This window comes from Thermanaerothrix solaris (assembly GCF_032334255.1).
In the GTDB taxonomy this organism is placed as follows: domain Bacteria; phylum Chloroflexota; class Anaerolineae; order Anaerolineales; family Anaerolineaceae; genus Thermanaerothrix; species Thermanaerothrix solaris.
Genome location: NZ_JAUHMF010000002.1, coordinates 1 through 11,482, shown reverse-complemented (window position 1 = coordinate 11,482; position 11,482 = coordinate 1). Strand labels below are relative to the sequence as shown.

At 56.7% G+C, this 11,482-nt stretch carries 15 protein-coding genes; 6 read left to right on the top strand and 9 right to left on the bottom strand.

Annotated features, from left to right (window positions below; all coding sequences use genetic code 11):
* Window positions 1-38: 38 nt before the first annotated feature.
* The 3 genes from QYE77_RS08350 to QYE77_RS08340 all read right to left on the bottom strand — a co-directional run bounded on the left by QYE77_RS08350 (window position 39) and on the right by QYE77_RS08340 (window position 1,583).
* Complete coding sequence (locus tag QYE77_RS08350) at window positions 39-821, bottom strand: Rad52/Rad22 family DNA repair protein (RefSeq protein WP_315624934.1); 783 nt, start codon at window positions 819-821, stop codon at window positions 39-41.
* 281 nt (window positions 822-1,102) lie between these two features.
* Window positions 1,103-1,306 (bottom strand): hypothetical protein, encoded by a 204-nt coding sequence (locus tag QYE77_RS08345; RefSeq protein ID WP_315624933.1) that lies wholly within the window; start codon window positions 1,304-1,306, stop codon window positions 1,103-1,105.
* A gap of 1 nt (window position 1,307) precedes the next feature.
* Entirely contained in the window at window positions 1,308-1,583 is a 276-nt protein-coding gene (locus QYE77_RS08340) for an SWIM zinc finger family protein (protein ID WP_315623068.1), read from the bottom strand.
* A gap of 48 nt (window positions 1,584-1,631) precedes the next feature.
* Between QYE77_RS08340 and QYE77_RS08335 the strand changes: the two genes are divergently transcribed.
* Window positions 1,632-2,366: a hypothetical protein gene (locus QYE77_RS08335; RefSeq protein ID WP_315624932.1), complete on the top strand. Its 735-nt coding sequence runs from the start codon at window positions 1,632-1,634 to the stop codon at window positions 2,364-2,366.
* A 226-nt stretch (window positions 2,367-2,592) separates the two neighbouring features.
* Here the strand turns inward: QYE77_RS08335 and QYE77_RS08330 are convergent, their stop codons facing one another.
* The 6 genes from QYE77_RS08330 to QYE77_RS08305 all read right to left on the bottom strand — a co-directional run bounded on the left by QYE77_RS08330 (window position 2,593) and on the right by QYE77_RS08305 (window position 5,530).
* Window positions 2,593-3,786 carry a hypothetical protein gene (locus tag QYE77_RS08330; protein WP_315624931.1) on the bottom strand — a complete coding sequence of 398 codons (1,194 nt, stop codon included), beginning with the start codon at window positions 3,784-3,786 and terminating at the stop codon, window positions 2,593-2,595.
* On the bottom strand, window positions 3,776-4,210 hold the full coding sequence (locus tag QYE77_RS08325; protein ID WP_315624930.1) for a hypothetical protein: 435 nt from the start codon (window positions 4,208-4,210) through the stop codon (window positions 3,776-3,778). Before QYE77_RS08325 ends, QYE77_RS08330 begins: the two co-directional genes overlap by 11 nt.
* A gap of 69 nt (window positions 4,211-4,279) precedes the next feature.
* A complete protein-coding gene (locus QYE77_RS08320; protein ID WP_315624929.1) occupies window positions 4,280-4,420 on the bottom strand; it encodes a hypothetical protein in 141 nt (46 codons plus the stop codon).
* Between the two features lie 75 nt (window positions 4,421-4,495).
* On the bottom strand, window positions 4,496-4,936 hold the full coding sequence (locus QYE77_RS08315; protein ID WP_315624928.1) for a pilus assembly protein TadG-related protein: 441 nt from the start codon (window positions 4,934-4,936) through the stop codon (window positions 4,496-4,498).
* Window positions 4,936-5,340, bottom strand: a complete 405-nt coding sequence (locus QYE77_RS08310; protein WP_315624927.1) for a hypothetical protein — start codon at window positions 5,338-5,340, stop codon at window positions 4,936-4,938. Before QYE77_RS08310 ends, QYE77_RS08315 begins: the two co-directional genes overlap by 1 nt.
* 10 nt (window positions 5,341-5,350) lie before the next feature.
* Window positions 5,351-5,530, bottom strand: coding sequence for a hypothetical protein (locus QYE77_RS08305; protein ID WP_315623052.1), 180 nt, complete (start codon window positions 5,528-5,530; stop codon window positions 5,351-5,353).
* A gap of 159 nt (window positions 5,531-5,689) precedes the next feature.
* On the opposite strand from QYE77_RS08305, the gene QYE77_RS08300 reads away from it, so the two are divergent.
* The 5 genes from QYE77_RS08300 to QYE77_RS08280 all read left to right on the top strand — a co-directional run bounded on the left by QYE77_RS08300 (window position 5,690) and on the right by QYE77_RS08280 (window position 11,377).
* Complete coding sequence (locus QYE77_RS08300) at window positions 5,690-6,898, top strand: XRE family transcriptional regulator (protein ID WP_315624926.1); 1,209 nt, start codon at window positions 5,690-5,692, stop codon at window positions 6,896-6,898.
* Entirely contained in the window at window positions 6,895-7,401 is a 507-nt protein-coding gene (locus QYE77_RS08295) for a DUF4411 family protein (protein WP_315624925.1), read from the top strand. Before QYE77_RS08300 ends, QYE77_RS08295 begins: the two co-directional genes overlap by 4 nt.
* 127 nt (window positions 7,402-7,528) lie before the next feature.
* Entirely contained in the window at window positions 7,529-7,852 is a 324-nt protein-coding gene (locus QYE77_RS08290; RefSeq protein ID WP_315624924.1) for a DUF2442 domain-containing protein, read from the top strand.
* 77 nt (window positions 7,853-7,929) lie between these two features.
* A complete protein-coding gene (locus tag QYE77_RS08285) occupies window positions 7,930-9,876 on the top strand; it encodes an N-6 DNA methylase (protein WP_315624923.1) in 1,947 nt (648 codons plus the stop codon).
* Window positions 9,869-11,377: a restriction endonuclease subunit S gene (locus tag QYE77_RS08280; RefSeq protein ID WP_315624922.1), complete on the top strand. Its 1,509-nt coding sequence runs from the start codon at window positions 9,869-9,871 to the stop codon at window positions 11,375-11,377. The genes QYE77_RS08285 and QYE77_RS08280 overlap by 8 nt, the downstream gene beginning before the upstream one ends.
* Window positions 11,378-11,482 lie beyond the last annotated feature (105 nt).

Below are 11,482 nucleotides of genomic sequence, written 5' to 3'. Positions count from 1 at the left end.
AGCCGGGCTGGGTAAGCCCGGCTCTATTCCCGCAGGGACTAGCCCGCATAGGCGGATTGCAGGCTGAGGAACGCCCGCGCCATGCGCTGCAAATGGACGTTCTTCGTGTCGTTCTTGGTGTTGAACCCTTTGCCGTCCAACGATGCACACCAGCGCACCCAGCCCTGACCTTCCTTGCCCAACGCCCAGATCTCCGCTAGGCTCTTGCCGTTGTATCGTCCAAAGTGGACGACCGTTGACCCCGGCTCGGCTGCGGCGGCTCCCGCCTGCTCAGTTTCGGCTTCCGCTGGCTCAGGCTCAAAGCCCAGTTTGCGCAGGTTTTCGGCCAGCGTCTCATCGGCAGGCTTGGCGGGCGCGGTAACCTGAGTCTCGACGGCGATCTCGTCAGGGTGACATGCCCACACCGGTAACTCGGGTGGGTTGATGATCGCTCGACGCTTCTCGTCATACGTGCACCACTCTTGGGGCAAGCGATAGAGATAGCGCCCGAGACCAAAGTCGGAACAGACGCGTTTGAATGCCTGCGCAAAAGCGCTGGTGAAGGCGTTTTCATCGCTCAGTTTGGACTCACCCACGTTCACCCGCGTCACACCGTCCAGCGTCAGCGATACAACTGCCGCCACCTTGTCGCCCGTCAGCAGGAACTGCGCCGAGGATTCCCACTCCGGATATACCTGATCCAGACGATCCTCATACTCGCGCATATCCACATACGCCGCGGCCAGGGCGCGTTGCTTGTCCGCACTGATCGCCTGCGGTTTCCATTCCACCAGTCCGCTGTGGAATGGGACGGCTAATTGTGCCAAAAGGTCTTTGAACATGATCCACCTCCACGAATGGTTTCGTGCCCCCGTCCGCCGCCGGGGGCAATGGGTGTTTGCCCTGCGGCGTCAGGGGGAGACCACACGGCTCCCTTCCACCCATGACCGCGGTCATGGACGGAGAGGAACCGTGCGGCCTGAGGTGATCATGTCCGTTCCGCCTATGCGATTGTTAATGTGCTACCCCTTGCGGGACATCACCCCGGCGGACTTGCACCGCCCAAAGGCTCTCTGCAGGGTGGAGTTTGCGGTTGGGCAGGGCTTGTGGCCCTGCCGGGGTGTTACTCGCTCGCCATGCTCGCCATTTGATCTCGCCAGATCGTCTCCAGCAATGGAGTGATCTGCTTCCGCCAGCCCGGTTCGACCTTTTCCAGACAGTCGAGACACAGAACATAACTGCCGACCATCGGCGCCGGATTCAGCGGTACATGTTTGTTACACAGGTCGCAATACACCTCGTCCGCGGTCAGCACAATCCTGGGCATGTCACACCTCCCCCAGCGCCTGCACATATAGAATGTGCTTGCACGGGAATTTTTCCCCGTGTTTCTCGAAGTCCGGGCAGGTGCAGCGCCAGCCTTTTGGAAGATGGACGACCTGGTAGGTGCGCGGATTGCGCCGGTTGGTCTGGCACGACCAGACTTCAAAAATCGTGACCGGTTGACCGTTGTGGCGCACCGTGAAGCGATCCCGCAAGCGGATGTCGCCGGTTTCAGCGCCCCGAGCGGCTTTGAGTAATCGCTTGGCTATTTCGCCGTTCATGGTCATTCTCCTTTCTCTCCCTGGCGCCACCCCGCCAGGGAGATTTGTGTGATCTCCCTGGAGTGGCAGGGTTGGAAAGGATTAGCGGAGACGCTTGCGCGAGAGGACTTTGAAGCAATACGGGCAATAGGTGAACACGCTGTTTCCCGATTGCACGGTTTTGGGATACTCGTGCGGGCAGCGTTTTTGCCACTGCTTGACGCACATATCCTCGTCCTGCCCGGTATCCTCGCGTCTCGCCATGACCGCGTGGCGATGCCATTTGCCACAGACGCGGCAGAACCAAGTGCCCATAGTTATCCTCCTTCGGGTCGGCGCCGCACCGCCGACCCATGGGGTATGGATCGGCGGGCAGGTGCGGCTGCCCGAAAGAGAACGAGTGCAGGCGAGCGATATAACCTTGTTAAGGTGCTGCGCCCTTGCGGGCAGGTCACTCCTGCGGGATTTGCACCCGCACAGGGCACTGTGCGGAGTGAAGAGAGAGATGAGCGGGTAGCCCATCTCGTGGAACGATCATTTGCGCTTCAGCGCCCCAGCCAGCACGCTCACCAGCGCCGCTTTGCGCTCTTCGTTATCCCGGCTCAGTGCCAGGATGAGCAGCACCTTGAGCGCCAGCAAGCCGCCCAGGAACAGTATCGGCGTGACGACCAGCAACAGCGCCGCAAGCGCAAACGCCATTTGGGGATTCACGGTTCACCTCCTGTCTTTGGGATCCCCGTCCGCCGTCCCCCCTCACCGCAGGCGGGGATCCCAAAGCGGAGCGCCCGCGTCACCCGTTGTTAACGTTCCACGTCCTCACAGGGCTTGTGGCCACCGTGCGGAGTTGACCCGTGCGGACTTGCACCGCATTCCGGCACTCTGCCGGGCCGAAAACAAAATACGCCAGAGCCTTTGATCACGCCCTCAAGCGGACAGGGCAGGCTCTGGCGGGTAGCCAGCGCATTGGGGAGACTTGTGGTCGTCCCTAATCTGCTAACCAGATTATAACAAACTTTTCGCTTCATGCAACTCACCACTCTTCCGCCCACAGCGGATCACCCTCGCTCACCGCGACCAGCCTGCCCGCGATCAGCGTCTCCACATCCGTGGCGTGTCCGTGTTCTGCCGCATGACGGCAGTCCGCCACCAGCACCCCGCGCTCTTCCACGTTGCGCGCCACCAGTGCCACCCGCCCGCCGTTCAGTTCCGCATTCATGCGCCATTTGGCGTTTCCCTCATGCAGGCGCGTACCGGTCTCCACCTCGACATACAAGCGCTGCTCTCCCCTGGTGATTACCAGGTCAGGGCGGGCATTCCCGTTCACCTCGGGCAGCACCTCCACCGTCCAGCCTCGCAGCCGCGCAGCGGACGCGAACAGCAGCACCGCCAGGGTGTGCCCCTCCTGCTTCTCGCCTTCATGCAAGCGGATCAGGCGCTCCCAATCGCTTTCCACCACCGGCCAGCCCAGCGCCCGGCAAAACCGCTTCCCTTCCTCGCTCAGCCGCGCCACCGCCAGGCGCGTCGGCAGGCTGCCCGTCACCTGCAGGGTGAGCGTTTGGCGCACGATCAGCCCGCTCTCCTCCAGCGCCTCGAACACCCTGCGGATCGCCCCGCTGCGGTACTGCGCTCCGGTGGCATCGCCCACATACCGCCCGATTTCCACCTGCACGCTCAAGCCCTCTGCCAGGCACTTCAGCACCATCCCTCGCCGCTTCAGGTGCAGTTCGGCATCCGCCTTGCTCATCTCCGCCCGCACCTGCCAGCGGTGCTCCCAGGCTTTGGGGATTTTCGGCAGCGTGAAGCCCGCCAGCCGTCCTTCCCCGGCGGATACCAGCAGCGGGTTCACCTGCGCCACCCGCTCTACCGGCGGCACCTCATACCCCCTTTCCCGCACCCGCGCCAGTTCCCGCTCCAGCGCGGCGATCTTCGCCTGCAAAGCGGCAATCTCCGCCGCCTGTCCGCTGCCGTTGGCCTTGCCCCAGCCTTCCCCCTGCGAAGTAAGCGAGATCGAGAGGAAGAAACTGCGCCACTCCTCCGGCTTCCAACTGCTCGGCGCGGACGGGTCCAACTGCCGCATCTGCTCCAGCTTCTCCCCTGCCAGGCGGTACGCCAGTTCGGTCAGCACCCCCGTCAGCGCCCGTACCTTGCGCTCCGCCAGGTCGCGAAAATTGCGCTCGGCCGCGAGCAAATCATCCAGCATGCGCAACCGCAAGTCATCCACCATTGCCCAGCGCCTCCAGCGCCCGCTGCACCGCCTCCACCGCGGCGTTGTAATCACCGATCCCGCTCGCCCAATCCAGCACCGCCTGCGCCGCGTCCGCCACCCGCTGCCGCTCATCCGCCAGCGTTTCCACCTTTCCCTCCGCCAGGTCACGGCGTACGCCCTGCACCACGACCTGCGCCCGCGCCGGATCGGGCACACCGCTTTCCAGCAGTTCCGCCAAGCGATTGGTGTCCTCCAACAGTGCCAGCCGTTCGGCGCGATAGGCTTGCCGGAGTTTGCGCACCTGCCATTCCTGCCACGTCAGCAGGCGGTTGCCCTCGGGCGTGAACGCCCGTCCGAGGAACATCAGCCCCAGCAAAAGCGCCAGCCCGATTCCGACCAGAATCAGGTTACCCTTCTTGATCTCACTCACGTCAATCTCCATTGCACCTCCTGCCGATACGGTCGTGGTCGAGGGGTGCGCCCCCAGTGAGCGCCGACCCTCCCTTGCCGGTCACTGCAGCAACCGCATCAGGGTGCGGGTAATGCCCGCATAGTAGCCCATCAGCGCCTCGACAATCAACCGTCCCACGATCACCGTGAGCGCCACCCGAACCAGCAGCGCCCACATCGCGCCTGCCAGCGCCTTCGTCATCGCTCACCTCCACGTCGGGAGTGTGAGCATCCGACGCCCCAGTGACGTCAGACTGCCCCGGGGAACGGTCTGACGTCAGGGTGTGGCAAAGCGCATCCTGGCGCCTATCGTGGCTCGGACGGTCACCTCCTGATTCGGGATCATCGTCAGCCGCACCCGCGCTTGCGCCCGACACTGCACCCGCGCGTTGTCCCAGTCCAGGTTGAGCGCCAACGACGGCACATACTCAACCGCCGTCCTCTCCGCCAGCATCTGGTAGAAGGTGTTCTGCGCCCGCCCCACCAGATACCAGTTCGCCAGGTAGCGGTCGTCCCGCAACCGCTGCCAGGTCAGCCGGTCGCCCACGCTCCACGAGACGTCCGCACACGCGGCATCGGCCGCCTGAGCAAGCCGCGTGCGCACGTACCACAGCCGCGTCCCGTCGCCCACCAGCAGCATCAGCGGAACCACCACCACCGCCAGGAACACCGCTGCCCAGGCCAGGCTTGACCCTCGCTCAGGCTTGTGAAAACGCATCACCAGCCCTCCTGACGGAAGTACGCCCGCGCCGTCCCCTGGAATTGGGACGGCGTGCTCACTCCGAACAGGCTTGCCAGTCCGCCGAAGTAGTTCGGCACGCGGTAGGTCACCGCCACCTCGATGCGTGCCCCCGGACGTCCGCCGCCGCTCACGCTCACCGTGTAACTGCCGACCCGCACGGCGTTGACTTTCGTGAGCGCGGCCGAGTAGGCCTCTCCGGGCTGGTTCGCCAGGGCTACGCTGCCCATCCGCGCCCCGTATTCGGCGGCATTCCCGGCGTTCACCGCCGCAAAGCCCAAAAGCGCCAGGTTCACCAGCGCCAGGCTGACCAGGAGCAGGACGGGCAGGGCCAGCGCTGCTTCGTCCAGTTCGGCCGTCCTGCGGCACAGCCGTCGGAACATCTCCGTCCCCTTAACTGCCTAATTGCGCCGCCATCTGCTGGAACTTGGCGGCGATGGCCTGTCCCAGTGGGGACAAGCCCACGACAGCCGCGAGCACGAACAGGGCGATCAGCAGCGCCTTCTCGTCCAGTTCGGCGGTGCGGTTGCGCAGCCGCAGATACATCAGTGTCAAGCGATCCGTAAGTGTCATTTTGCACCTCCTCGTGTAAAGATTGAATTAAAGCAAAACGCACACCTCCCCGGGGCAGGGCTTGCGGTGCACGTCTGCCCGTAGCATACCAGAATCAAACCGCCGGTGCAAGCCGTTCAGTTGTATTGCGTGTTTTTAGGGGCAATGTATAATAAAAATATGGGTTCCTCTGAAGTCACTTCCCTATCGTCTCGAGTCAAGATCACCCCAACTATGTTGAAATGGGCGCGGGAACGTGTGGGGCTGGATTACGCCAATACAGCTCAAAAAATAGGGGTTAAGCCGGAAGTCATTCAAAGTTGGGAGAGTGGTGAATCGGCTCCTACTTTTCGTCAACTTGAGAAACTGAGCAAAACTCTCCATGTCCCTTTAGGGTATTTGTTCCTATCTCAACCACCACAAACGGTTTCTGCTATTCCTGATTTCCGCTCGCTACCTCACTCCAGACCAGGACGCTTTAGCCCTGATCTTGAAGCCGTATTAAACGATGCCAGGCGCAAACAAGCCTGGTTGCGTGAATGGCGGATTGAGGAATCTGTTGCCCCTCTGGATTTCGTAGGAAAATTTTCCCTCGAAGACCCACCCGAGTTAATTGCCGAGAATATTCGTTCTACATTAAACCTTCCATCCCCCACTGCTTACCGGCTAAAAAACTGGCAAGAGCATTTACGCAGATTAGTGGAACACGCAGAGAAAACAGGCATCGTGGTTATTCGCAATGGTGTTGTGCTGTCCGATAATCATCGCCCGTTGAATTTGGAGGAGTTTCGCGGTTTCAATTTGCGAGACGAATATGCTCCCCTAGTATTCATCAATGCCCAGGACAGCATCGCCGGACAAATCTTTACCCTGGCCCACGAGTTGGCTCACCTCTGGATTGGAGAAGAGGGAATTTCCAACCCCTTCACTGTCGAAAATCCTATACATCTACCGGAAATTGAACGGTTTTGTAATCGGATTGCAGCAGAACTGCTTGTCCCAAAGCAGGTTTTCCTGAAGAAGTGGGATCTCCATGACCAATCTATTCCGGCTGTTCTCAACTCCGCTCAGCAGTTTGCCGAGGAATTTAGGGTCAGCCCTCTGGTCATTCTCTTGCGCGCTTACGAATTAGACGCACTCGATGAACCGACTTTTCGAGCAACTTACCAGGAAGCCTTTAGAAATCTTCAGCGTGTCAACGATCAAAAAAAAGGCGGGGGAAACTTCTTTGCTACATGGCAGGCGCGCAACAGCAAAACCTTGGTCAGTGAGATTTTTTCTGCGCTACAACAGGGAAGAGCGCTTTATCTTGAATCGGCGCGATTGTTGAACACAAACATCGCAACCCTTGAAAAGGCATTCGCAAGATACAAACAAGGGCGGTTATGAAGTATTGCCTGGACACCAATGCTTTCATTGAGCCAAGTAAGGGGTGGTACGCTTTTGATATCGCTCCTTCTTTTTGGAATGCTCTTATACAGTGGAGTCAGAAGAAACTCCTCTGTAGTATCCAGCCAGTCTTCAACGAGATTGTGAATCACAAGGAGGAAGATGATTTAGTCAGATGGGCAAAACAATACCATGATGAATTATTTCTCTTGCCAGACGAAAAAACCTGGTCAGAGTTGAGAAATATTGCTAATCTGGTGATGGGCGTTTATGAGGATCACCTTGCAGAAGGTTTCCTTGGTTGCGCCGATCCAATTGTCATCGCATACGCTAAAGCCCATCAGCTTATTGTCGTTACAGAAGAAAGGATAAGAAAAGAAGAACTTAATTCAAACGGTAAGGTAGGAGGCAAGAAAATTAAGATACCCAATGTTTGTGAGCGAATAGGTGTTAGTTGGGTGAACACGGTTGATATGCTCAGAGACTTGAAATTCCAGTTTTAATACCACAGTTGTATTGCGTGTTTTTTGCCCCTTACGGGGCTGAAAACGCGCAGTTTTCGTGCGTTTTTGGGCGATTTACGCAATACAACACGCCTTGTATTGCGGGTTTTATGGCATATAATCAAGAATGATGACGCCAATTGTGATGCAAATCGGGCCTTATCGTTTCTTTCGCGCACCTTATGCCCAACAAGTGCGTGTTGAGGACAACGCCCTTGTTGTGGAATTGCAAGATAGACGAACGCTGTCCGTTCCACTGGCATTTTTTCCACGCCTGCTCCACGGCAAGCCGGAAGAGCGCCGGAATTTTCGCCTGATCGGGGATGGAGAAGGCATTCACTGGCCAGACCTGGACGAGGACATCAGCATTGAACATCTCCTGCTGGGTATTCCCTCCGGCGAAAGCGCCGCTTCTCTGCAGCGCTGGTTAGAAAAGCGTCAAGGACGCTAAATAAGCCACTTCCGCCGAAACCAACCGATAAGCCGGTTAATAGCACATCAGTACAGCACAGAGAATAAGGATGAACAATGGCAGAAGAAGCAATTACACTGATCCCTCCTGGAAAACTGCAATGTGTTGTAACTGGCAAACTTCGCCCTGATACGCCTGAAGAACACGTTCGCCAGCGCATAGCGCGCAGCCTGTTGGAAGACTACGGCTACAACAAGGCAGACATTGAAATCGAGTTTACCGTCAACCTCGGCAGCAGTAAGAAGCGGGTGGACATTGCCATTTTCCCGCCTCGCACCGACCACAAACAAGAAAACATCAAGATTATCGTCGAGTGCAAACGGGAAGAAGTTCGCCCCACCGACCGAGATAACGGCGTTGAACAACTGAAATCTTATCTTGCCGCCTGTCCCAATGCCCGCTTTGGAATGTGGATTGGCTCAGAACTCCAAGTTTGGGAGCGGCTTGTTTCTGATGCGGGTGAAGTTTATTTTGCCGAAGCAACCGACATCCCACGTTTCGGGTATGAAGCCCCTCAGCCTATCACGTTTTCTGAACTGGTCCCTGCCCACGAAGAACTGATTGCCATCTTCAAACGCTGTCACAACTACATTTACGGTAACCAGGGGTTACAGAAAGAACCCGCATTTCAAGAATTGCTCAAATTGATTTTCTGCAAGGTTTATGATGAAGATACCTCCACAGGCGAAATGCGTTTCTTCATCAGCAACGATGAGCGCCGTTCCGAAATCGGGCAAAGGCGGCTGAAACAGACGATTGACCAACTGTTTGAAGAGGTAAAAACTCGCTATCCATACATCTTTGCCAAGGATGAACAGATTCGCTTGGACAATCGAGTTCTGGCATACGTTGTCGGCGAACTTCAACGTTACTCGCTCCTGCAAACGCTTGCAGATGTCAAGGGCGCGGCTTATGAACAACTTGTAGGGAGCAACCTGCGCGGCGATAGGGGTGAATTCTTTACGCCGCGTAACGTTTGCGAGATGGCGGCGCGAATGACACTGGCTACTTATCCGCGCGATAAATGGCTGAAACTCCGCATCCTTGACCCTGCCTGTGGTACGGGCGGCTTTCTCGTTTCGGTAATGAATATATGGCGTGAGTATTTGGAATCCGTCCAACGCGCCAAATGGAAGAACGAGAGCAAGGCGCTGGAAGAAACCATAAGACTACTGCGAGAAACCGCCAATCAGTATCTTTCGGGTATAGACTTCAATCCTGTGTTAGTGCGGGCGGCGCAAATGAACCTTGTGATGCACGGCGACGGCTCGACCAACGTGTATCATGCCAACTCGCTTTTGCCGCCTGGTGAGTGGACGGGTGAAATCACTAAACACATTAAATTGGGCAGTTTCGATATTATTCTTACCAATCCGCCGTTTGGCTCCAAGATACCGATTGACGATCCCCACATCCTGGCACAGTTCGAGTTGTCCACCTTTGAGATGGAGAACGGGGCGCGCCGCGCTTCGATGCCGCCGGAGCAATTATTCATCGAGCGTTGTTTGCAACTTCTGAAGCCAGGCGGACGGCTGGCAATTGTCTTGCCCGATAGCATTCTCTCTAACCCTGGGCTGGCGTTCATCCGCCGTTGGATTCTCAAGCGGGCACGGGTCATCGCCAGCGTGGATTTACCGCAAGTCACCTTCGAGCCGTACACGGGCACACAGACCAGCGTTTTGCTCCTGCAAAAGAAAACCGATGAAGAAATGCGCATCGAGCGGCAGGCGGGCAAACCACTTGATTACGAAATCTTTATGGCCACCCCCGAAGCCGTTGGACACGACCGGCGAGGCGAGATTCTCTACCTGCGAACTCCCGAAGGCGAACTGATTGAGTACGAAGATACGGTCACGATCACGCGGCGCAATCCAAGCGGGCAACTGGTGACCGAACGCCGCCAGCAAAAAGTGCGTGAAAAGTTTGACCAACTGCCTGAAGTGGTGCGTTACTTTACCGAGTGGGTTTCCAAACCAGAACGAATGAGATGGCTCAATGGTTGAAATGAATACTGCGCCTATCATCACCCGCGAAGAACGCCGCCAGCAATTCATTGAATCAGGCTGGTGGGTTTCCATTCCCCTTGCTACCATCCCCGCCCATTGGTTGTACCAGGGAGAAAACAGACTGGATGGCGGCTACTACACCGCTGAAGCCAACGCTGCATTTCGAGCAGTGAACGATTGCGGTTTTGAAGTTCAAGTATTAGAGAAAGTTACCGCGCCAATTTGGTATCCGGGTAGATTTAAGCGAATCTACGCCAAAAGCCCAACGGATGGGACACCTTTTCTCACAGCGTCTGAAATGCTCCAGTTTCGACCAACGAGCACAGAATATCTAGCCAATAATACAAGTGCGGTTGATATTTGTAAGGTGCAAAACGGTTGGATACTTGTAACCCGCTCCGGGACAGTTGGAAGGTGCGTCATCGTTGGAAAGCGACTTGGAAAATTCGCTATTACAGATGATGCTATTCGAGTACAAGCCAAAGGTGTGCCTGTAGGTTATTTGTATGCTTACCTTTCATCTTGGATTGGACAAGTCCTGATCTCGAAAGACCAGTACGGTTCGGCAATCAAGCATCTTGAACCCCACCATCTGGCAAACGTCCCCGTGCCGCTGCCGCCAGAAGAGATCCAGGCGGAAATTCACGCCGAGATTATGCGGGCGTATGCCCTGCGCGATGAAGCCAATGAATTGCTCGATGAAGCCGACCGGCTATTGCACGAGAAGTTAGGGCTACCCGTTTTCGACGAAAGCCTTGTGCCATATTTGCCCGCGCCCTCCGCGCCGTGCCTGCCCACCAATCGTCCCGAAATGCCGCATCCAAAGGCGTTTAGCATCAGGGCTTCTGAATTGGCAGACCGCTTTGATGCTTCGTTCCACGTGCCAATTGCGAGAACAGCGGTTAAACTTCTGCGTGATGGCCTCTATGAACCTGTGCAACTTGGGAGCATTGCGGATGATATTATTGTCGCTCCGCGCTTCAAGCGCATCTATGTACCAAAAGAATACGGTGTTCCTTTTCTGCAAGGTTCTCACTTGCCGCAAATGCGTCCGTATGATTTGAAGTATCTCTCACGTACAAAGCAGACGAATTTGGAACGTTGGATTATCCATAAAGGATGGGTGTTGGTTACTTGCTCTGGCACGATTGGGCGTGTTGGATTGGTCTCATCATATATGGACAAGTGGGCGGCATCTCAGCATCTACTGCGCATCGTTCCTGATTACCATCAAGGTCATCCTGGCTACATTGCCGCCTTCCTGATGACGCCGTATGGGCAGCACCAGTTGACGGCGAAAATCTACGGCGGCGTTGTTGATGAGTTGACCGAAGAAGACACGCGCGCAGTCTGGATACCCAATGCCCCATTGGAAATTCAACGAGAGATCGGCGAGCGAGTTGTCCAGGCCTTTGAGAAAAAAGATGAAGCCAGCGCGATAGAAGAAGCGGCTATCCGTAAAGTGGAAAATCTTTTGCAGAAAAGAGAAGCGGCATAACCTGCGTACCACCTGACGCCCCTGTCGCTGAAACCAACCCTCAAACGAATATCCAGGCCACTCCCCCCACCACAAACCCCACATAGCCCGGCATCCTGCGCTCAC

Bases quoted from the DNA above. Each gene is read 5' to 3' on its own strand.
- QYE77_RS08350 (WP_315624934.1), bottom strand. From the start codon at position 821: ATGTTCAAAGACCTTTTGGCACAATTAGCCGTCCCATTCCACAGCGGA.
- QYE77_RS08345 (WP_315624933.1), bottom strand. From the start codon at position 1,306: ATGCCCAGGATTGTGCTGACCGCGGACGAGGTGTATTGCGACCTGTGT.
- QYE77_RS08340 (WP_315623068.1), bottom strand. From the start codon at position 1,583: ATGAACGGCGAAATAGCCAAGCGATTACTCAAAGCCGCTCGGGGCGCT.
- QYE77_RS08330 (WP_315624931.1), bottom strand. From the start codon at position 3,786: ATGGTGGATGACTTGCGGTTGCGCATGCTGGATGATTTGCTCGCGGCC.
- QYE77_RS08325 (WP_315624930.1), bottom strand. From the start codon at position 4,210: ATGGAGATTGACGTGAGTGAGATCAAGAAGGGTAACCTGATTCTGGTC.
- QYE77_RS08320 (WP_315624929.1), bottom strand. From the start codon at position 4,420: ATGACGAAGGCGCTGGCAGGCGCGATGTGGGCGCTGCTGGTTCGGGTG.
- QYE77_RS08315 (WP_315624928.1), bottom strand. From the start codon at position 4,936: ATGCGTTTTCACAAGCCTGAGCGAGGGTCAAGCCTGGCCTGGGCAGCG.
- QYE77_RS08310 (WP_315624927.1), bottom strand. From the start codon at position 5,340: ATGTTCCGACGGCTGTGCCGCAGGACGGCCGAACTGGACGAAGCAGCG.
- QYE77_RS08305 (WP_315623052.1), bottom strand. From the start codon at position 5,530: ATGACACTTACGGATCGCTTGACACTGATGTATCTGCGGCTGCGCAAC.
- QYE77_RS08300 (WP_315624926.1), top strand. From the start codon at position 5,690: ATGGGTTCCTCTGAAGTCACTTCCCTATCGTCTCGAGTCAAGATCACC.
- QYE77_RS08295 (WP_315624925.1), top strand. From the start codon at position 6,895: ATGAAGTATTGCCTGGACACCAATGCTTTCATTGAGCCAAGTAAGGGG.
- QYE77_RS08290 (WP_315624924.1), top strand. From the start codon at position 7,529: ATGATGACGCCAATTGTGATGCAAATCGGGCCTTATCGTTTCTTTCGC.
- QYE77_RS08285 (WP_315624923.1), top strand. From the start codon at position 7,930: ATGGCAGAAGAAGCAATTACACTGATCCCTCCTGGAAAACTGCAATGT.
- QYE77_RS08280 (WP_315624922.1), top strand. From the start codon at position 9,869: ATGGTTGAAATGAATACTGCGCCTATCATCACCCGCGAAGAACGCCGC.